Source organism: Amycolatopsis sp. lyj-109, from assembly GCF_046548995.1.
In the GTDB taxonomy this organism is placed as follows: domain Bacteria; phylum Actinomycetota; class Actinomycetes; order Mycobacteriales; family Pseudonocardiaceae; genus Amycolatopsis.
Genome location: NZ_JAJPWR010000018.1, coordinates 179,874 through 198,816 on the forward strand (window position 1 = coordinate 179,874; position 18,943 = coordinate 198,816).

At 71.3% G+C, this 18,943-nt stretch carries 18 protein-coding genes; 12 read left to right on the top strand and 6 right to left on the bottom strand.

The annotated features are described in order from the left end of the window. The 5 genes from ACLJQF_RS34405 to ACLJQF_RS34425 form a co-directional block, all read right to left on the bottom strand. Positions 1 to 1,548, bottom strand: coding sequence for an ABC transporter substrate-binding protein (locus tag ACLJQF_RS34405; protein ID WP_410614513.1), 1,548 nt, complete (start codon positions 1,546 to 1,548; stop codon positions 1 to 3). 28 nt (positions 1,549 to 1,576) lie between these two features. Then, entirely contained in the window at positions 1,577 to 2,380 is an 804-nt protein-coding gene (locus tag ACLJQF_RS34410; protein WP_410614514.1) for an alpha/beta fold hydrolase, read from the bottom strand. Then, positions 2,373 to 3,659 (bottom strand): bifunctional o-acetylhomoserine/o-acetylserine sulfhydrylase, encoded by a 1,287-nt coding sequence (locus tag ACLJQF_RS34415; protein WP_410614515.1) that lies wholly within the window; start codon positions 3,657 to 3,659, stop codon positions 2,373 to 2,375. The genes ACLJQF_RS34410 and ACLJQF_RS34415 overlap by 8 nt, the downstream gene beginning before the upstream one ends. Next, a complete protein-coding gene (locus ACLJQF_RS34420; RefSeq protein WP_410614516.1) occupies positions 3,656 to 4,687 on the bottom strand; it encodes an isopenicillin N synthase family dioxygenase in 1,032 nt (343 codons plus the stop codon). Before ACLJQF_RS34420 ends, ACLJQF_RS34415 begins: the two co-directional genes overlap by 4 nt. A gap of 153 nt (positions 4,688 to 4,840) precedes the next feature. Further along, positions 4,841 to 5,494: a TetR/AcrR family transcriptional regulator gene (locus tag ACLJQF_RS34425; protein ID WP_410614517.1), complete on the bottom strand. Its 654-nt coding sequence runs from the start codon at positions 5,492 to 5,494 to the stop codon at positions 4,841 to 4,843. Positions 5,495 to 5,622: 128 nt separating this feature from the next. Between ACLJQF_RS34425 and ACLJQF_RS34430 the strand changes: the two genes are divergently transcribed. The 8 genes from ACLJQF_RS34430 to ACLJQF_RS34465 are packed head-to-tail and all read left to right on the top strand — an operon-like array spanning position 5,623 to position 13,590. Then, entirely contained in the window at positions 5,623 to 7,167 is a 1,545-nt protein-coding gene (locus tag ACLJQF_RS34430) for an ABC transporter substrate-binding protein (RefSeq protein WP_410614518.1), read from the top strand. Between the two features lie 4 nt (positions 7,168 to 7,171). Beyond that, a complete protein-coding gene (locus tag ACLJQF_RS34435; RefSeq protein ID WP_410614519.1) occupies positions 7,172 to 8,128 on the top strand; it encodes an ABC transporter permease in 957 nt (318 codons plus the stop codon). After that, the gene (locus ACLJQF_RS34440; protein ID WP_410614520.1) at positions 8,125 to 8,922 is read left to right on the top strand and encodes an ABC transporter permease; all 798 of its coding nucleotides are present in this window, start codon (positions 8,125 to 8,127) and stop codon (positions 8,920 to 8,922) included. Before ACLJQF_RS34435 ends, ACLJQF_RS34440 begins: the two co-directional genes overlap by 4 nt. Continuing rightward, the gene (locus ACLJQF_RS34445; RefSeq protein WP_410614521.1) at positions 8,919 to 10,496 is read left to right on the top strand and encodes a dipeptide ABC transporter ATP-binding protein; all 1,578 of its coding nucleotides are present in this window, start codon (positions 8,919 to 8,921) and stop codon (positions 10,494 to 10,496) included. The genes ACLJQF_RS34440 and ACLJQF_RS34445 overlap by 4 nt, the downstream gene beginning before the upstream one ends. Next, positions 10,487 to 11,509, top strand: a complete 1,023-nt coding sequence (locus tag ACLJQF_RS34450; RefSeq protein WP_410614522.1) for an LLM class flavin-dependent oxidoreductase — start codon at positions 10,487 to 10,489, stop codon at positions 11,507 to 11,509. Before ACLJQF_RS34445 ends, ACLJQF_RS34450 begins: the two co-directional genes overlap by 10 nt. Next, positions 11,502 to 11,888: a pyridoxamine 5'-phosphate oxidase family protein gene (locus ACLJQF_RS34455; RefSeq protein ID WP_410614523.1), complete on the top strand. Its 387-nt coding sequence runs from the start codon at positions 11,502 to 11,504 to the stop codon at positions 11,886 to 11,888. The genes ACLJQF_RS34450 and ACLJQF_RS34455 overlap by 8 nt, the downstream gene beginning before the upstream one ends. A 2-nt stretch (positions 11,889 to 11,890) precedes the next feature. After that, positions 11,891 to 12,703, top strand: a complete 813-nt coding sequence (locus ACLJQF_RS34460) for a sulfurtransferase (RefSeq protein WP_410614524.1) — start codon at positions 11,891 to 11,893, stop codon at positions 12,701 to 12,703. Continuing rightward, a complete protein-coding gene (locus ACLJQF_RS34465) occupies positions 12,700 to 13,590 on the top strand; it encodes an LLM class flavin-dependent oxidoreductase (RefSeq protein WP_410614525.1) in 891 nt (296 codons plus the stop codon). Before ACLJQF_RS34460 ends, ACLJQF_RS34465 begins: the two co-directional genes overlap by 4 nt. Before the next feature lie 141 nt (positions 13,591 to 13,731). Here the strand turns inward: ACLJQF_RS34465 and ACLJQF_RS34470 are convergent, their stop codons facing one another. Beyond that, positions 13,732 to 14,199, bottom strand: a complete 468-nt coding sequence (locus tag ACLJQF_RS34470) for a MarR family winged helix-turn-helix transcriptional regulator (protein WP_410614526.1) — start codon at positions 14,197 to 14,199, stop codon at positions 13,732 to 13,734. An 82-nt stretch (positions 14,200 to 14,281) separates the two neighbouring features. On the opposite strand from ACLJQF_RS34470, the gene ACLJQF_RS34475 reads away from it, so the two are divergent. From ACLJQF_RS34475 to ACLJQF_RS34490, 4 genes are read left to right on the top strand one after another with little or no spacing between them, the layout of a single operon-like run. Continuing rightward, entirely contained in the window at positions 14,282 to 15,697 is a 1,416-nt protein-coding gene (locus tag ACLJQF_RS34475; protein ID WP_410614527.1) for an MFS transporter, read from the top strand. After that, a complete protein-coding gene (locus tag ACLJQF_RS34480) occupies positions 15,694 to 16,290 on the top strand; it encodes a hemerythrin domain-containing protein (protein WP_410614528.1) in 597 nt (198 codons plus the stop codon). Before ACLJQF_RS34475 ends, ACLJQF_RS34480 begins: the two co-directional genes overlap by 4 nt. An 8-nt stretch (positions 16,291 to 16,298) precedes the next feature. After that, positions 16,299 to 17,387, top strand: coding sequence for an NAD(P)/FAD-dependent oxidoreductase (locus ACLJQF_RS34485; protein WP_410614529.1), 1,089 nt, complete (start codon positions 16,299 to 16,301; stop codon positions 17,385 to 17,387). Beyond that, complete coding sequence (locus ACLJQF_RS34490; RefSeq protein ID WP_410614530.1) at positions 17,384 to 18,802, top strand: FAD-dependent oxidoreductase; 1,419 nt, start codon at positions 17,384 to 17,386, stop codon at positions 18,800 to 18,802. Before ACLJQF_RS34485 ends, ACLJQF_RS34490 begins: the two co-directional genes overlap by 4 nt. Positions 18,803 to 18,943 lie beyond the last annotated feature (141 nt).

Sequence of the window (18,943 nt, forward strand, 5' to 3'; positions counted from 1 at the left end):
TCACTTGCCGACCGCGAGCTTCGCCAACGGGAACCGGTTGCTGGTTTCGGCCTTCGGCACGCCGTAGACGCCCTTGCGCACCACAGTGTGGGCCTCGCCGAGGAACAGCCAGTCGCTCGCGGCGTCGGTGGAGATCTGCTTGGCGACCTGCTTGAGCAGCGTGTCGCGTTCGGTGTCGGCCGACGCGGTCCGCGCCTGGGTGTACCACTGCTGGACCTGTTTGTTGTCGTAGCCGAAGTAGTACGCGGGCTTGGTGTAGTTGGCGATGTCGCGCGCTTCGGCGTGGTCGACGAGGCTGAGTTGGAAGTCGTGGTTCTTGAACACCTGCGACAGCCACGCCGGGAACTCGACCTGCTTCACCGTGAGCGTGACACCGACCTGCTTGAGGTTCGACACCAGGACGTCGGTGATCGACGTCGGGTAAATCGAGGGCACGTCGAGGGTGAGCTGCAGGCCGTTCGCGAACCCGGCCTTGGCGAGCAGTTGCTTGGCGCCGTCCGGGTTGTAGGCGTCGATCGAGGTGAGGTCCTCGTACCACGGGTCCTGCGGCGGGACCGAGCTGCCGCTCACGGTGCCCGCGCCGACGGCCTTGACGATGTCCTGCTTGTTGATCGCCTGCCGCAGCGCGTGCCGAACGTCGGGGTTGGTGAACGGCGCCTTCGTGCCGTTGAAGGCGAGGGTGTACTTGTCGGTCGTCGTGCCCTTCAGCACGGAGAACGCGTCCCCCGTGGTGAACGGCTGCAGCAACGTCGGATCCGCGGCCGTCTCGACGTCGGTTTGCCCGGTCTGCTCGGCGTTGTTGGCCGCGTTGGTCTCGGTGATGTAGTGGAAGACGACCTTGGCCACCTTCGGCTTGCCGCCCCAATAGGCGTCGTCGCGCTGGAAGGTGATCGACGCACCGCGGTTCCACTGGGCGAGCTTGAACGGGCCGGACCCGTTCTCGGCACCGTCCAGTGCGGCGAAGTCCGTGCCCTTCTTGAAGACGATCCCGCCGCGCTGGGTCAGGTTCCACAGCAGGAAGGTGTCGCGGCTCTTCAGTCCGATGCGGACGGTCGCCGGGTCGGGTGCGGTGACGTCGGCGATCGACGCGAACTCGGCACCGTAAACGGCCTTCGAGCCGGGCGCCGTCTGCTGCTGCAGCGACCAGACGACGTCCGCGCTCGTCAGCGGCGAACCGTCGTGGAACTTCGCGCCGGAAGCGAGGTGGAAGGTGTAGCTCAGCCCGTCGGGTGCCTGTTCCCACGACGTCGCCAGCTGCGGGACGATCTTGTCCTTCTCCTCGGGGTTCACCGAAACCAGGTTCTGGTAGACGTTGTCCAGCAGGACCTGGTCGAGCGCCGCACCGGACGTCGAGAAGATGTTGAGGCTGGACGGTTCCAGGACCAGCCGGACGTTCACGGTCGCGGCGGTGTTCAGCTGGTCGTCCGGCGGCGTGGCCGCCTGCGCGGACGTGCCGGCCGCGGGATCCACGGCGCCGCCCGTGCCGCACGCGGTGGCGGCCAGGGCCACCGCGAGCAGCGCAGCAGGGATCGAAACAGGGCGTCGCATCGTTCTCCTCGGGGACGGGGTCGGCGGTTCAGCCGCGGACGTGCTCGGCGGCGAACTCGGCGAAGACGCGGTACACGTCGTCGCGGTCGAGCTCGTTCAAGATGTTGTGGCGGTCTTCGGGGAAGACGACGGCTTTCGCGTTCGGCAGCAGCTCCGCGGCCCGCAGCGCTGCCGCGGCCGGGGCCAGGTCGTCGTCCGCGCCGTGCAGCAGGAGCACCGGCAGGTCGAGCTTCGGCAGGACGGCGGCCACCCGTGGCGCGGCTTCGCCGAGCGCGCGCAAGGTCTCCAGCCGCAGGCCGCCCTGCCAGGTCAGCGGGTCGTCGCGGATCTGCTGGGCATAACCCGGGTGGCGGGTCAGCTCGCCGGGATCCTTGCGCAGGTCCCACGGGTCGACGCCACTCGCGAGCAGGGCGACGAGCCCGCCGGAAAGGTCGGGAAGCAGCGAGGATCCGGCGAGCACCAGCGCCACCGGGGTGTCCGGCAACCGCCGCTCGCCGACGAGCAGGGCGGCGACGGTCGTGCCGAGCGAGTGCCCGGCGATCACCAGCGGCAGCCCGGGATGCGCGGCGCGGGCCAAGCTGGTGAACGTGACAGCGTCGGCGAGCAGGTCGTCGACCGACTCGATCAGGACGCGCTCGCCGTCGCTGCGGCCGTGCCCGGCGTGGTCGAGTGCCCACAGGGCGAACCCGGCGCCGGTAAGCGCTTCCGCGAGGGGCTCGTAGCTGCCGATGTGCTCGCCGAGGCCGTGGAAGAACACGACCAGGGCCTTCGGTTCCGGCGGTACCCAGTGTCCGTAGTGGATCTTGCCGCGGCTTCCGGTGAACTCAGCCATCGTTGTCCTCCAGTCCGTGCGTCAAGTCCGCGAGGAGGTCGTCGATGCCTTCGAGACCGACCGAAAGCCGGACCAGACCCGGGGTCACTCCGCTGGCGCGCTGTTGTTCGGCGTCCAGCTGGGCGTGGGTGGTCGATGCCGGGTGGATGACCAGGCTGCGGACGTCGCCGATGTTGGCGAGGTGGCTGAACAGCCGCAGCCGGTCGACGAAGCGGCGCCCGGCTTCCAGGCCGCCCACCAGTTCGAACGCCACAACCGCGCCGACGCCGAGGGAGAGGTACCGCTTCGCCGTGTCGTGCCACGGGCTTCCGGGCAGCCCGGCGCAGTGGACCGCCTCGACCTCGGGGCGGTCAGCCAGCCAGGCGGCGACCGTCCGGGCGTTCTCGACGTGCCGTTCCATCCGCAGCGACAGCGTCTCGATGCCCTGCAGCAGCAGGAAACTGTTGAACGGCGATACCGCGGGGCCGAGATCACGGACGAGCTTCGTGCGCAGTCTCAAGGCGTAGCCCAGCTCGCCGAACTCCTGCCCGAAGATCAGGCCGTGGTAGCTGGGGTCGGGCCGGGTCAGCTGCGGCCACCGCGCGGGATCGGCCGTGTAGTCGAACTTTCCGCCGTCGACGACGATCCCGCCGATGCCGGTGCCGTGTCCGGAAAGGAACTTCGTCGTGGAGTGCACGACGATGTCGGCGCCGTGCTCCAACGGACGTGCGAGGTAGGGCGTGGGTACCGTGTTGTCGACGACCAGCGGTACCCCGGCGGTGTGCGCGACTTCGGCGACCGCGCTGATGTCGAGCACGTTCCCCCGCGGGTTGCCGACGGTCTCGGCGTACAGCGCTTTCGTCTCCGGCCGGATCGCGGCTCGCCACTGCGCCAGGTCATCGGGGTCGCGCACGAAGTCGACCGCGATCCCGAGGTCCGCGAAGGTGTAGGCGAGCAGGTTGTAGGTCCCGCCGTACAGGCTCGCGGCGGCGACGATGTGGTCGCCGGCCCGGGCGATGTTGAGCAGCGCCAGCGTCGAGGCGGCCTGGCCACTGGCCACCGCGACGGCGGCGACTCCGCCTTCGAGGTCCGCGAGCCGCTCCTCCACGACCGCCGTCGTCGGGTTGGACAACCGTGTGTAGGCGTGCGTTTCCAGGTCCCGCAAGGCGAACGCTTCGGCAGCGTGGTGCGCGTCGGTGAAGGTGAACGACGTGCTCTGGTAGATCGGCGTCGCGCGGGCCCCGGTCGCGGGGTCCGGGTGGGCCCCGGCGTGGATCTGGCGGGTCTCGAAGGCCGTCATCCGCGCTCCGCCAGGACGTCGCTCCACCAGCGTTCGGCGACCTTAGGATGCGAGCGCAGCCAGCCGACCAGCGCGTTCTCCCCGAAAGCGGCGTGCAGCGGGTTGTCCGCGTCCTGGCTGACGCCGGTGGCTTCGGTTGCCAGCTCCGCGGGGAGCTCGAGCGGTTCCACGACCGCGTCGAGCCGCGGCCCGAGGAAGAACGGCACCGAGAACCGCTCGACGCCGGCGGGCGGGCTCACGACGCGGTGGTGCGTCGCCTTCAGGTAGCCCTGGGTCGCGATCTCCAGCATCTCACCGATGTTGAAGACGAAGCTGCCGGGGATCGGCGTGGCGTCGATCCAGCTCCCGTCGGCCGCCCGCACCTGCAGGCCGCCGACGTCGTCCTGCTGCAGCAGCGCCAGGTAGCCGTAGTCCTTGTGCGCACCGACGCCCTGATCCTGATCGGCCGACGGCCGTCCCGGGTACCGGACGATCTTCACGTGCGTGGACGCCTCTTCGTCGAACCACGCGTCGAAATAACCTTCGTCCTGGCCCAGCGCCGCGGCGAGCGCGCGGAGCACTTCCCGGCTGACCCGCAAGGCCTCGGCCTGCCAGGCCAACGTGGTCTCCCGCAGTCCGGGAAGCGCTTCCGGCCACTGGTTGGGACCGATCAGCCGCCGCCACGCGGGCCCGCCGGGCGAGGCCGGTTCCCGTTCCGGGCCGATGTCGATCTGCTCCCGCCAGTCGGGCGAACCACCGGTGTACTCGTAGCCGGTCCGCGTGTAGCCGCGGAACTGCGGCGAGTGGACGTTCTCGATCGCCAGCCGCTCCTCGACCGGCAGCGCGAAGAACTCCTTGGCCGCGGTGAAGATCCCGCTGGTCAGCTCGGCCGGCACGCCGTGCCCGACCACGTAGAAGAAGCCCACCTCGTGCGCGGCCCGGCGGAGCTCGCCGAGGAACGCGGCCCGATCGGCGGCGGGGTCGCGGAAGCGCGAGATGTCGATCAGCGGCAGGGCGGTGGCCGTCCCGGAATCCTCGAGCGTCGTCACGTCCGGCAGCCTAAGCCGCCCCGGCTGACGGGATGGGCGTTCCCACATCGCGGACAAACGCCCGCGCCGGTCCCGAACCGCGGGTCCACCTCGCGGGAACCTACCTTCGCAGGGCGGAAAACCCGCGCAACGGAATCGCCAAACGCGTGCCGGCTACGGGACGCTGTGCGCTCTCGGCAGGTAGCCGTAGAGAAAGGTGTGCACGCCGGCGCGGGCGATGCGGTCGATCTCCGATTCGAGGGCGGTGGCGCTGAACTCGGCGCGGCTGACGGTGGTGTCGGTGATGAGCGCCATGAACTGCTGGGCGGCGAGTTCGGGATCGCGCACCGCGAGCAGGCCGCGCTCGGCGAGGCCGGCCATCCGGGCGGCCAGGGCGCGCCGGGCCCGGAACGGCCCGGCTTCCTGCCAGCTCTCGACCAGGTCGCGGGGGAAGCGGTCCGACTCCCCTCGCAGCCGCCGTACGACGCGGAAGTGGTCCTCGAAGTCCGGGTTGGGGCGGACCCATTCCTTGGCCAGCGCGATCAGGGCGCTCTCCAGGTCGGTCACCGCGCCGAGGTGCCGCTCGATGAGCGCTTCCCGGGTGACCGCGACCCGGGTCGAGCTCTCCAGCAGCACGGTGGCGAACAGCTGTTCCTTGTTCTCGAAGTGGTTGTAGATGGTCCTGGTCGAGACGTCCGCTTCCGCGGCGATCATGTCGATGCTCGCGCCGAGGTAGCCCACGCGCCCGAACACCAGCAACGCCCCGTCGAGGATCGACCGGCGCTTCTGGGTGCGGCGACGCGGCGCGCTCGTGGTTTGTCCTGTCAAGGCCGCTCCCATCCTCCGGGACACCATCACGATCCCCCGCCTTAATTGCCATACACGTTGTACTTTACCTCAGACCGCTCCCATCGCCGAGTTCCCTCGGCCCTCCTCTTCCACCGTGAGGCCTGCCGATGCGCACTGCCCGAATCCTGGGGACAGCCCTCATCCTGGCCGCCGTCGCCGCCTGCGCCCCGGGCCAGGCCGCCACCGGCGGCACCCTGTCGATCGCCACCCAGGCGGACCCGACCTGCCTCGACCCGCAGCAGACCGGCCAGCTGGTGTCGATGGACGTCTCCCGCTCCCTGGTGGACACGCTGACCGACCAGGACCCGAAGACCGGCAAGATCGTGCCCTGGCTGGCCGAGCAGTTCACCGCGCTGGACGGCGGCCGCAAGTTCAAGTTCGTGCTGCGCCAAGGGGTCACCTTCAGCGACGGCACGCCGGTCGACTCGGCCGCCGTCAAGGCCACCTACGACCAGCTGATCAAGCTGCCGGCCAACGGCGCTCCCGCCTACATCCGCGGCTACACCGGCACCACGATCATCGATCCACGCACCTTCACCGTGGACTTCACCACGCCCAACGCCCAGTTCCTGCAGGCCACCTCGGGCGCCGGTCTCGGCATCCTGTCCGCCGCGACGGCGAAGAAGCCGCTGGCCGCCCGGTGCCGCGGCGACTACGTCGGCTCCGGGCCGTACGTGCTCGACCACTACACCGCCAACCAGGAAGTGGTCATCAAGAAGCGCCCCGATTACGCCTGGCCGTCGTCGCTGTCGCCGAACCACGGCGCGGCCGCGCTGGAGCAGATCCGGTTCGCCTTCGTGCCCGAGGACGGCGCCCGGACGACGGCGCTGCGCTCCGGGCAGGTGCAGCTCGCCACCGCGATCCAGCCGACCGACCAGGACCTGTTCCAGGGCAACGGGTTCAGCCTGCTCAGCGCCTCCTCCCCCGGCGCCGTCAACCCGCTTTCCCTCAACCACAAGGGCATCCTCGCCGACGAACGCGTGCGAGCCGCGCTGCTGACCGGGATCGACCGCGAGGAGCTGGTCAAGGCCGTGCTCGGCAGCCGCGCCAAGCCCGCGACCAGCGTGCTGTCCTCCTCGACGCCCTTCTACCAGCCCACGGACAAGCTGCGGTACGACCCGCAGGCTTCCGGGAAGCTGCTGGCCGAGGCGGGCTGGGCGCCGGGCCCGGACGGGATCCGCGTCAAAGACGGCACGCGGTTGAGCCTCAACTGGCTGATCCCGGCCCCGATGCCGCCGGCGAACGAGGCGGTGCAGCAGCAGCTGCGCAAGATCGGCGTCGAGCTGAAGCTGAACGCCGTGCCCCCGGCCAAGTACGTCGAGCAGCAGTCAGCCGGCAACTTCGACCTGACCGCGGTCGCCGTCACCCGTGCCGACCCGGACGTGCTGCGCAACCTCTTCTACAGCAAGGGACAGAACCTCTGGCACCTGCCGCCGAGCCGGCTGGACACCTACCTGGAGCAGCAGCTGACGGCCGGCTCCGACGCCGAGCGCCAACAGGCGGTCACCAACGCGGTCACCTGGATCATCGACCACGCCGACAGCATCCCGCTGTACGAGAACGCTCTCGTCGACGGCGTGTCCGACCAGGTCAAGGACCTGACGCTCGACGCGTCCCTGCGGCTGCGGCTGCACGACGCGAGGCTCGGGTGACACCGTGCCCAGGTATCTGCTCGGGCGCCTCGCGCAGGCGATCTTCGTGGTGTGGGCGGCGTTCACCGTCACCTTCGTCGCGATCCGCCTGCTGCCGGGTGACCCGGTGGCGCTCATGCTCAACGGCCGCGGTGGCGGCGAAGCCGCGTCCCCGCAGGACATCGCCCGTGTCTCCGCCGAACTGGGCTTCGACGGACCGATCGTCGAGCAGTACGCCAGGGCCCTGTCCGGCGCGGTGCACGGCGACTTCGGGCAGTCGATCCAAACCGGGCTCCCGGTGTCCGGGATGATCTCGGCGGCGCTGCCCCGGACGCTGCAGCTCGGGGCGGCGGCGCTGGTCCTGTCCCTGGTGGCCGGCACGGCGCTGGCGGTGCTGGCCAACCTGGTGCGCAGCCCGCTCGGACGGCAGGTGCTGCGGTCCGTGCCGTCGATCGCCGTGTCCATGCCGTCGTTCTGGGTCGGGCTGATGCTGATCCAAGTGTTCTCGTTGAACCTGAAGCTCTTCCCGTCACTGGGCGGCGCCGGTTTCGCCGGCCTCGTGCTGCCCGCCTGCACGCTGGCGATCCCCGGTACGGCCCTCGTCGGCCAGGTGCTGAGCAAAAGCCTGCACGCCACGGTGCGGGAACCCTACGCCGACACGATCCGCGCGACCGGCGCGAGCGAGCTGCGCGTGGTGCTCGGCCACGGACTGCGCAATGCCGCCATTCCCGCGATCACCGTCGTCGGCCTGCTGGCCGGGTACATCATCGGCGGCTCCGTCGTGGTCGAAAGCGTGTTTTCCCGCCCCGGCATGGGACAGGACATCTTCTTCGCGGTCACCACCCAGGACCTGCCGGTGGTGCAGGGCGTCGTCGTCGTGGCGTCGATCGCCTTCGTGGCGGTGAACCTGGTCGTGGACCTGCTGTGCCCGGTGCTGGATCCGCGGATCCGGTCCACCGGACGGACGGCGGTGGCGCGATGAAGCGGCCCGGCTTCGTGGTGTCGGTCCTGGTGCTGGTCGTGGTCATCGGCTGGGCGGTCACGCCCGGCGTGTTCACCGGCCGCGACCCGATCGACGGCACCATCGGCGAGAAGTTCCAGGCCCCCAGCCTGCACCACCTGTTCGGCACCGACCAGCTCGGACGGGACGTCTACGCCAGGGTGGTCCACGGCGCCGCGCTGTCGCTGCAGGCGGCGCTGATCGCGATCGTGCTGGCGCTGGTCGCCGGCGCGGTGCTGGGCCTGGTCGCGGGGTACTTCGGCGGCTGGCTCGACGTGGTCGTCACGCGGGTGGTCGAGGTGCTGCTCTCGATCCCGCCGGTGCTGCTGTCGTTGCTGGTACTCAGCGCACTCGGCTTCGGCACGGTCAACGTGGCCGTGGCGGTGGGCCTCACCAGCGTCGCCGCGTTCACCCGGCTGATGCGGGCCGAGGTGGTCCGGGTGCGGACCGCCGTCTACGTCGAGGCCGCGGTGCTGTGCGGGGCGCGCTGGTGGCAGGTGCTGCCGAAGTACGTGCTGCCCGCCGCGATCGGCCCGGTGCTCGCGCTGGCCGCGCTGGACTTCGGGTTGGTGGTGCTGGGCGTCTCGTCGCTGAGCTTCCTGGGGTACGGCCAGCCGCCACCGGCGCCCGAGTGGGGGTCGCTGGTTTCCGACGGCCGCAACTACCTCGGGTTCGCCTGGTGGCTTACCACGCTGCCGGGCTTGACGGTGATGGCCGTCGTGCTGGCCGCCAACCGGATCTCCCGGGTGCTCGAACGGGAAGGGAGCCACGCGTGACGCTGCTGAGCATCAACGGCCTCCGGGTCGCCTACCGGGACCACGTCGCGGTCGACGGCGTCGGCCTGGACCTCGAACCCGGCCGGATCACCGCGGTCGTCGGCGAGTCCGGTTCGGGCAAGAGCACCCTGGCGCACGCCATCATCGGCCTGCTGCCCGGCACGGGAAAGGTGCTGGGCGGCAGCATCCGGCTCGACGGCGAAGAGCTCGTCGGGCTGTCGGCGAAGGCGTGGCGGTCGGTCCGCGGCCGCCGGATCGGTCTGGTGCCGCAGGACCCCGGCGTCGCGCTGGATCCGACGCAGCCGGTGGGCCGCCAGGTCGCCGAAGTGCTGAAGGTGCACGGGCTGTCCGGCGGCCCGCGGGTGGTGGAGCTGCTGGCCGAGGCCGGGCTGCCCGAGCCGGAGGTGCGCGCCCGGCAGTACCCGCACGAACTGTCCGGCGGGATGCGGCAGCGGGTGCTGATCGCGATGGCGACGGCCGCCCGGCCGCGGCTGCTCGTCGCCGACGAGCCGACGTCGGCACTGGACGTCACGGTGCAGCGGCAGATCCTGGATCACCTGGAGCACCTGGCGAACACCACCGGCACCGCGATCCTGCTGGTGACGCACGACCTGGCGGTGGCCGCCGAGCGGGCGCAGCGGATCGTCGTGATGCGGAACGCGCGGGTCGTGGAAGCCGGCCCGACCGAGGAGATCCTGCACGCGCCGAGCGATCCCTACACCCAGCGGCTGCTCTCCGACAACCCCGCCACCGCCCGGCCGCGGCCACGACCCGTCCAACGGCCGGAGGTGCTGCTCGAGGTCCGTGAGCTGAGCAAGACGTTCCCGATCCGCGGCAGCGGCCTGCGGCGGCAGCACCGCACCGCCGTGGACGCCGTGAGCTTCGACGTCCCCCGGGGGCAGACCCTCGGCCTGGTGGGCGAATCCGGTTCGGGCAAGACCACGACGGCCCGGCTCGTCCTCGGGCTGGACCGCCCGACCGCCGGTACCGTGCGGCTGGGCGGCACCGACGTCACCGCGGCGGACCGGGCGCAGTTGCGCCGGCTGCACCGCCGGATCCAGCTGATCTACCAGAACCCGTACGCCTCCCTGAACCCCCGGTTCACCGTGCGGGAAATCCTGACCGAGCCGCTGCGCAACTTCGGCATCACCGACGGCCCGGGGGTCACCGAGCTCCTGGATAGCGTGGCGTTGCCGGCGGCGACCGCGACGCGCAAGGCCGCCGAACTGTCCGGCGGCCAGCGGCAGCGGGTCGCCATCGCCCGCGCGTTGTCGCTGAACCCGGAACTGGTCGTCTGCGACGAGCCGGTTTCGGCCCTCGACGTCACCGTCCAGGCGCAGATCCTCGATCTGCTCGTCACGCTGCAGCGGGACCGGGGGCTGTCCTACCTGTTCATCTCGCACGACCTGGCCGTGGTCCGGCACGTCAGTGACCGGATCGCGGTCATGCGGCACGGCCGGATCGTGGAGACCGGCACCACCGAGGACATCTTCACCGCGGCCCGGCACCCGTACACCCAGAGCCTGCTCGACGCCGTTCCCGGCATCACGGAGGAAGAAGCATCATGGACCTAGGGCTGATCACGTTCGGCAGCCTGCTGCCCGACGTCCGCACCGGCACCACCCTCAGCCAGCGCCAGCGGCTCCGGGACGTCGTCCGCGCCGCCAAGGAGGCCGAAGAACTCGGGTACGCCTGGTACACCGTGGGCGAGCACCACTTCCGCGACCGCGACGTGATCCCGTCGCCCGCGGTCGTGCTGGCCGCGATCGCGGAAAGCACGTCGACGATCCGCCTGGCGACCGGCACGACGCTGGTGGCCAACCGCGACCCGGTGCTGATCGCCGAGGACTACGCGGTGGTCGACCTGCTGTCCGACGGCCGGCTGGAGATGATCGTCGGCGGCTCGTTCTTCCCCGAACCGTACGCGGTGTTCGACCAGGCCCCGGCGACCAAGGGCGCGCGCAAGCGGGAGAACCTCGAACTGCTGCAACGGTTGTGGACCGAGGAGCGGGTCACCTGGCGGGGCGAGTTCCGGCCGCCGCTGGACGACGTCCTGGTGCAGCCCCGGCTCGCGCAGCCCCGGCCGCCGCTGTGGATCAGCGGCGGCACCAACCCCGACTCGATCGCGCTGGCCGTCGAGCACGGCCTGCCCATGGTGTTCGGCACCACGGCCCGGGAGCCGGCCACGTTCGTGCCGTTCTTCGACGCCTACCGCGACCAGTGGCGCGAGCGCCGCGGCGACGAGCCCGGCCGGCTGGGCGCGGCGAGCCACGCGTTCGTGGCCAAGACGTCCCAGGAGGCGCGGGCGTTGTGGTCGACGTACATCGAGAGCTACCTCAGCGCCCGCAAGGACGGGCCGCTGGACTTCGACGGCCACATCGGCGCCAACGGCCCCGCGCTCTGCGGCAGCCCGGCCGAGGTCGTCGACAAGCTGGGCCGGCTGCAGCAGCTGTGGGGCCACGACCTGCACCTGCTGTCGGTCGACATCGGCGGGATTCCTTATGCCACCGTGCAAGGCGCCACGGAGCTGATCGCCGCCGAGGTGCTGCCCCAGGTCCGGCGCCGGACGGTGGCTGCCCATGCTTGACGACGACGTCCGCGCGCTCGCGGCCGCGCGCAGCCTCGGCATCTTCACCACCCTGATGCCGGGCGGCCAGCCGCAGGCCAGCGCCGTGTGGCCGCACTCGGACGAGCGGCACATCCTGGTCGGCACCAACACCTCGCGGCAGAAGTACCGCAACGTCGTCGGCGACCCGCGGGTGACGATCCTGCTGCTGGACTCCGAAAACAGCCGCCGTTACATCGAGGTCCGCGGCCGGATCATCGGCGTCGAACGCGGTGAGGCGGCGCTCGCACTGGCCCGCACCACATTCACCAAGTGGACCGGCAAGCCGGAGATCCGCCCGGCGGAAGGCGACCGGGTGCTGCTGCGGATGCAGGCCGACCACATTCACCGGAAGGAGTGATCATGGGAGAACCCGTCGTCGGCCCGGACGAGATCCGCCTGGACGACGTCACGCTCGTGGACGTGCGCTGGTACCTCGACGGGCGCAGCGGTGCGGCGGCCTACGAGGCGGGCCACCTTCCCGGCGCCGTCTGGGTCGATCTCGACACCGTGCTGAGCGGCCCGCCGGACCCGGCCGGCGGCCGGCACCCGATTCCCACGCCGGAAGCCTTCGCCGAAGGCCTGGGCCGGGCGGGCGTGGCGGACGACGCCGCGGTGATCGCCTACGACGACAACGGCGGAGCCTACGCGGCTCGCCTGGTCTGGTTGCTGCGGCTGCTGGGCCGGCCGGCGGCCCTGCTCGACGGCGGTTTGTCGGCGTGGCAAGGAGAACTGGAGACGGGGGTAGTCACGCGGCTGCCGGTGACCCGCCAGGTCGTCGCCTGGCCGCCCGGTGCCTTCCGCACCGCGGACGAAGCCGCGCGGGCGCCGGTTCTGCTGGACGCGCGGGCACCCGAGCGGTACTCGGGTGAGGGCGTGCTGCCCAGCGACGTCCGATCAGGACACATCCCGGGTGCGGTGAACGCACCTTGGGCGGCAAACCTCAACGAAGACAAGACATTCGCCTCCCGGGAACGGCTGCGCGAGCACTGCGGCGCGCTCGGCGTCACCGGCGAATCGGACGTCACGGTCTACTGCGGCAGCGGCGTGACGGCGTGTCACGACCTGCTGGCGCTGGAGCTGATCGGCGTGCGGGCTTCGCTGTACCCCGGGAGCTGGTCGGCGTGGTCGGCGGAGCCGGCCCGCCCGATAACGACAGGAAACCAACCACGATGAGTGCCATCCACGGTCAGCGGCTCGGCTTCGGCGCGGGCGGGATCTTCCGCGGCGCCGACCCGGCGCAGTTGCTCGACCTCGCGCAGAGCGCCGACGAGCTCGGCTTCGACCTGTTCAGTCTGAGCGACCACCTGCACACCGACCAGCCGACACTGGAACCCTGGACGGCGTTGAGCTGGCTGGCGGCCAAGACGGACCGCATCGAGCTGGGCACCAACGTGCTCGGCCTCCCCTACCGCGCCCCCGCGGTGCTGGCCAAGGCGGCCGAGACGCTGGACCGCGTGTCCGGCGGCCGGCTGGTGCTGGGGCTCGGGGCGGGCGGTTATGACCGCGAGTTCGAAGCGTTCGGCCTGCCGGTGCGCACCCCTGGGCGCAAGATCACCGCGCAGCGGGAGGCGATCCGGATCATCCGGGGGCTGTGGGCCGGGGAGCCGGAGGTGTTCGAGGGCCGGGAGTTCTCCGTGCGGGACGCCCGCATCGACCCGCGGCCGGCCCACCGGATCCCGATCTGGCTCGGCACGTACGGCCCTCGGGCGCTGGAGCTGACCGGGCAGCTCGCCGACGGCTGGCTGCCCTCCTTCGGGCGGATCGACCTGGCCCGGGCGGTCGAAATGCGGGATGCGGTGCGGAAAGCCGCCGCCGACGCGGGCCGGGATCCCGGCTCGATCACCTACGCGGCCAACCTGACCGTGCGGGTCGACCCGGCGCAGACGTCCCGCCCGGGCCTGGTCACCGGCAGCGTGGACGAGGTGGTTCGCCAGATCACCGAGGTGGTCCGGGCCGGGTTCACGTTCCTGCTGCTGGGCCCGCAATCCGTGGCGGAGCAGGAACTCCTGGCCCGGGAGGTGCTCCCGGCCGTCCGCGCCGCGGTACCCGGCAACGGCTAGTGTCGCGCGTCCCAGGTTCGTCGACCGGCGCCGGCTGAGCAGTCTGCCGCAGCTCCTCGTGAGTGGTAATTAGGGTTAGAACCCTAATTACCACTCACGAGGACTTGCACCGAACCCACCTTCGCCGACAGCAGCGCGGCCCTAGCCAGCCACGCGCGCGTGTGCTGCGTCGTCGGCGTTGACGACCCGGCGCATCAGCTCGACCAGCGTCTCCCGCTCCTCCTCGGACAGCACCCCGAGGAACTCGCGCTGGGAGCGCTGCGCGGTCGTCAGGAGTTCGCCGGCGAGGGCGCGGCCGTCGGCGGTGAGGGTGACGCGCTGGCGGCGGCGGTCCTCGGGATCCCGCTCCCGCCCGACCAGGCCTCGGCGCTCCACCTCGTCGAGGTAGCCGACCAGGTGGCTGCGGTTGAGGCCGAGCCGGTCGGCGAGGTCGTGCTGGGCCAGCGGGCCGAAGTCGGCCAGGCCGGTGAGCACGGCGAAGTGCGGCAGCCGCAGTCCCCGCTCGGCAAGGGAGTCGGCGAGCACCCGCCGGCCGATCTGGGCGAGATGGCTGGCCAGATAGGACGGGAGGGCGAGCAGGGTCGGCGGACGGATCCCGTCAGGTGGCATGCGCTGCAGCTTACTCGACGAACAGAACTATGTCGTGATGTAATGATGTCGTTCTGACACGATATTCCTCGGAGGGGTGCCCATGACCGGCCCGGAGCGTGCGGTGGCGGCGCCGTTCACCGCCTTGCTCATCGCGGTGCTCTCGTTCTCCCTGCTGCAGACCATGCCGGTACCCGCGCTGCCGAACCTGCAGCAAGCGTTCGGCGCGTCCACCACGACGGCGTCCTGGGTGTTGAGCGCCTTCCTGCTCACCGCGTCGGTCGCGACCGGTGTGCTCGGCAGGCTCGGCGACATGTTCGGCAAGCGGCGGGTGCTGATCGCCTGCCTGCTCGTGTCGGCCGCCGGCACCCTGCTCGCCGCGCTGGCCGGCTCGATCGGCGTGCTCATCGCCGCCCGCGCCGTGCAGGGCGTCGGCGCCGCGACGTTCCCGCTCGCCTTCGGCATCGTGCGCGAGCAGTTCCCGCGTGAGCGGGTGCCGGTGGCGATCGGCTGGATCAGCTCGGTGTTCGGCATCGGCTTCGGCGCCGGCCTGGTCATCCCCGGCCTGATCGTGGACGCGCTGAACTGGCGGTGGATCTTCTGGCTGATGCTGGCGATGATCGTCGTGGGCGTCGGCGCGGTGGCGGTCTTCATCCGCGAGTCGCCCGTCACGTCACCGGGCCGGGTCGACTGGGCCGGCGCGCTGCTGCTGTCCGCCGCGATCGTCGCCCTGTTGCTGGCGATCAGCAACGGCCGGGTGTGGGGCTGGGGCTCCCTGCCGGTGGTCGGCCTGTTCGCCGCCGCCGTCGCGCTCGTCGTCGTGTTCGGTCTGGTGGAGCGGCGGACCACCGCGCCGCTGGTCGACATCGGGCTGCTGCGCAACCGGACGGTGCTCGCGGCCAACGTCACCGCACTGATCATCGGCATCGGCATGTACGGCGCGTTCACCCTGATCCCGGCGTTGGTCGAGACGTCGCCGTCGGTCGGCTACGGCTTCGGCGCGTCCGTCACCGAGGCCGGTCTCTTCATCATTCCGATGGCCGTGACCATGCTGGTCGCCAGCCCGCTCGCCGGGCGGCTGGGAGCCGCGCTCGGGTTCAAGCTGCCGCTGGTGCTGGCCTGCGTGATCGGCGCGATCGGGTTCGCCCTGTTCGCGACCGCGCACGACACGCCGTGGCCCCTCTACCTCGGCAACGGGATCATCGGCGTCGGCGTGGGATTCGCCTTCGCCTCGCTGGCCAACCTGGTCGTCAGCGCGGTCGATCCCCGGCAGACCGGCGAGGCGACCGGGATCAACACCATCATGCGGACCATCGGCGGCACGCTCGGCGCCCAGATCGCGGCCACCATCGTCACGTCCACGCTGGTCCCCGGCACCCGGATCCCGGCGGAATCCGGCTACACCACGGCGTTCACGCTGTCGGCGATCGCCATGGGCGTGGCGACCGTCGCCGCCCTCGCCGTGCCGGGACGGCTGCGCAAGGCCGCGCCGGCGCCGGTGACCCAGGCCGCCGGATGACGGAGGGGGAGCTGATCGCCGCACCCACGCCGGTGTCCGACGTCCGGCTGAGCCGCTCCCGGCTCTGGGACGAGCGGACGCGTCCGCAGGCGCCGCCGCCCGAAGCGGGTCGCCGCTACACGCCCCGCGAACAGGCGGGCGGCCGCCGGCTGATCGAGGTGCACGACTTCATCCGGGCCGAGCTCGCCCGGCTGCGCACGGTGATGTCCGAGCTGAGCACCGGCGCGATCGGGCCGGCGGCCGCGCGGGCCGGGCTGCACGCGCTGGCGTTGCGGCCCGCCGAGACGCCCCTCGCCGGCTATTGCCGGGCGTTCTGCCGAATCGTGCTGCTGCACCACAACCGGGAGGACACCGACGTCTTCCCGCGGTTGCGGGCGTTCGAACCACCACTCGGCCCGGTCGTCGACCGGCTGGAGCAGGAGCACGAAGCACTGCACGGCCTCGTCGAGCGGATCGACCGGACGCTGGTCGCCGAACCGCTCGACGTGTCCGGACTGCGCGCCGCGGTGGACCTGCTGACCGACGCGCTGCTGTCCCATCTGTCCTATGAGGAACACGAACTGGTCGAGCCGCTGGCCCGGCTGTGGGGATGAGGAGATCCATGAGCACTACCGTTGCGGTCGTCGGTGGCGGCTACGGCGGCGTCACCGCCGCGAAAGCCCTCGACGAGTTCGCCGACGTCGTCCTGATCGAGCCGCGGGACGCCTTCGTGCACAACGTCGCCATCCTGCGGCACCTGGTCGACCCGGGCTGGTCCGGGCGGCTGTTCTTCCCGTACGACCGCCTCCTCGCCCGGGGCAAGGTGATCCACGACCGCGCGGTCGCCGTGGACGCCACAGGCGTGACGCTCGGTTCCGGCGACCGCGTGCCGGCCGACTACATCGTGCTGGCCACCGGCTCCCGGTACCCGTTCCCGGCCAAGGTCGAGGAGACGAAGAGCGCCGAGGCGGCGGAGGCGCTCCGCGACGCCCACGGGGCGCTCAGCTGCGCGACCCAGGTGCTGCTGCTCGGCGCCGGGCCGGTCGGGCTGGAGCTGGCCGGGGAGATCAAGGCGGCCTGGCCGGACACCGGCGTGACGATCGTCGATCCGGCACCGGACATCCTGGGCGCCACCGCCCTGCCCGACGAGCTGCGGGCCGAAGTCCGCCGGCAGCTGGCCGAGCTGGGCGTCGAGCTCCTGCTCGGCACGTCGCTGGCGGCGGATCCGCCCGGGGAACCGGGCCGCACCGGCGAGTTCACCGTCACCACCGAGTCCGGCACCGAGATTGCCGCCGACATCTGGTTCCGCTGCTACGGCGTGGTCCCGGCCACCGACTACGCAGGCGACGGGCTCTCCGCGGCACTCGACGAGAAAGGTGCCCTGCGCGTCGACGCCGACCTGCGGATTCCCGGGCACGCGCGGGTCTTCGCCATCGGCGACGTCACGGCCATCCCCGAAGCCAAGATGGCCAAGGCCGCCGAGCAGCAGGCCGCGGTCGTCGCCGCGAACATCCGGACGCTGATCGAGGGCGGCACCGAGCTGGCCGCCTACTCCCCCGCGTCTCCCGGCATCGCGCTTCCCCTCGGCCCGCAAGGGGGCGCGTCCTACAACGAGACCGTCGGCGTGCTGGGTGCGGAGCAGACGTCGAAGATCAAGGGCACGAGCCTGCGTGTCGAGTCCTACCTCGAACTGCTCAACCTGGACCGATGAGCGTCATCGTGGCGGGAGCGGGTCCCACCGGCCTGCTCCTGGCCGGCGACCTCGCGGCCGCCGGCGTGCCGGTGACCGTGCTGGAGAAGCGGGAGGAGGAGGTCAGCAACCTGTCCCGCGCCTTCGGTGTGCACGCGCGCACCCTCGAGCTGCTCGACGCCCGTGGGCTCGCCGACGAGCTCGTGCCCACCGGCCAGGTGATCGGCGAGCTCCGGCTGTTCGGGTCGATCCCGTTCGACATCACCCGGCTGCCGTCCCGGTTCCCGTTCCTGCTGGTGACCCCGCAGTACGAGGTGGAGAAGCTGCTGCTGAAGCGGGCCCACGACCTCGGCGTCGTGTTCCGCTACGGCACCGAGGTCACCGGTCTCCGGCAGGACGACGACGGCGTCACCGTGACCACGAGTTCGGGCGAGTTCCGGGCGTCCTACGTGGTCGGGGCCGACGGCGTGCGCAGCGCTGTCCGGGACGCGGTCGGGCTGCCGTTCCCAGGGCGGGTGCTCATCAGGTCCGTGATCCTGGCGGACGTGAAGCTGGTGGAGGAGCCGGAACTCACCGTCCGCGTGCACGGCGGCGGCGGCGCTTTCGGCTTCATCGCGCCGTTCGGCGACGCCTACTGGCGGATCGGCGGCTGGGACCGCGCCAACCGGGATCTCCCCGACGACGCACCGGTGGAGTTCGAGGAGCTGCGATCCATCACCGAACGGGCCTTCGGCACGGACTACGGCATGCACTCGCCGCGCTGGCTCGGGCGCTTCCACAGCGACGAACGGCAGGCACCCAGCTACCGCACCGGGCGGGTGTTGCTCGCGGGTGACGCCGCGCACCAGCATTCCCCCGCCGGCGGTCAGGGCATGAACACCGGCCTCCAGGACGCCGCGAACCTGAGCTGGAAGCTCGCCGCGGCGGTGCACGGGTGGGGCCCGGCGGCGCTGCTCGACAGCTACCACGACGAGCGTCATCCGGTCGGCAAGGCGGTGCTGCGCAGCAGCGGGCTGAACCTCCGGCTGGCGATGGCGCGCAACCCGGCCGAGGTGGCGCTGCGCTTCGTCCGCACCCAGGTGGTCAAGCGCGTCCCGGCGGTCAGCCGCGCGGCGATCGGCGAGATCACCGGCGTCGGGTACGGCTACCCGGCTCTCCCCGGCGCCCACCTTTTGGTCGGCAAGCGGACTCCGGACCACGCGCTGGCGTCCGGCCGGCTCTACGAAGCCCTGCGGGCCGGGAAGTTCGTGTTCGTCCTGCCGCAAGGCATCGAGGCGGACGGCGCGCCAGGCCAGGTCGTCACGGCGCACTGGCCGGATGGCCAACGCGACGCCTTGCTGGTGCGGCCGGACGGGTACACGGCTTGGGCCGCCGACTCCCCGGATGTCTCCGAGATCGAGTCGGCGGCCCAGGCGTGGACCGGCACCCGCAACTAGCGCTCGGTGCAAGTTGTCGTGAGTGGTAATTAGGGTTCTAACCCTAATTACCACTCACGACCCCGGCGGCAGGGGGCCTTCGCGGCATCGTGAGTAAGGAACCCATGGCACGGCAGGTTTCCGGGCACGAGCAGCCCGTCG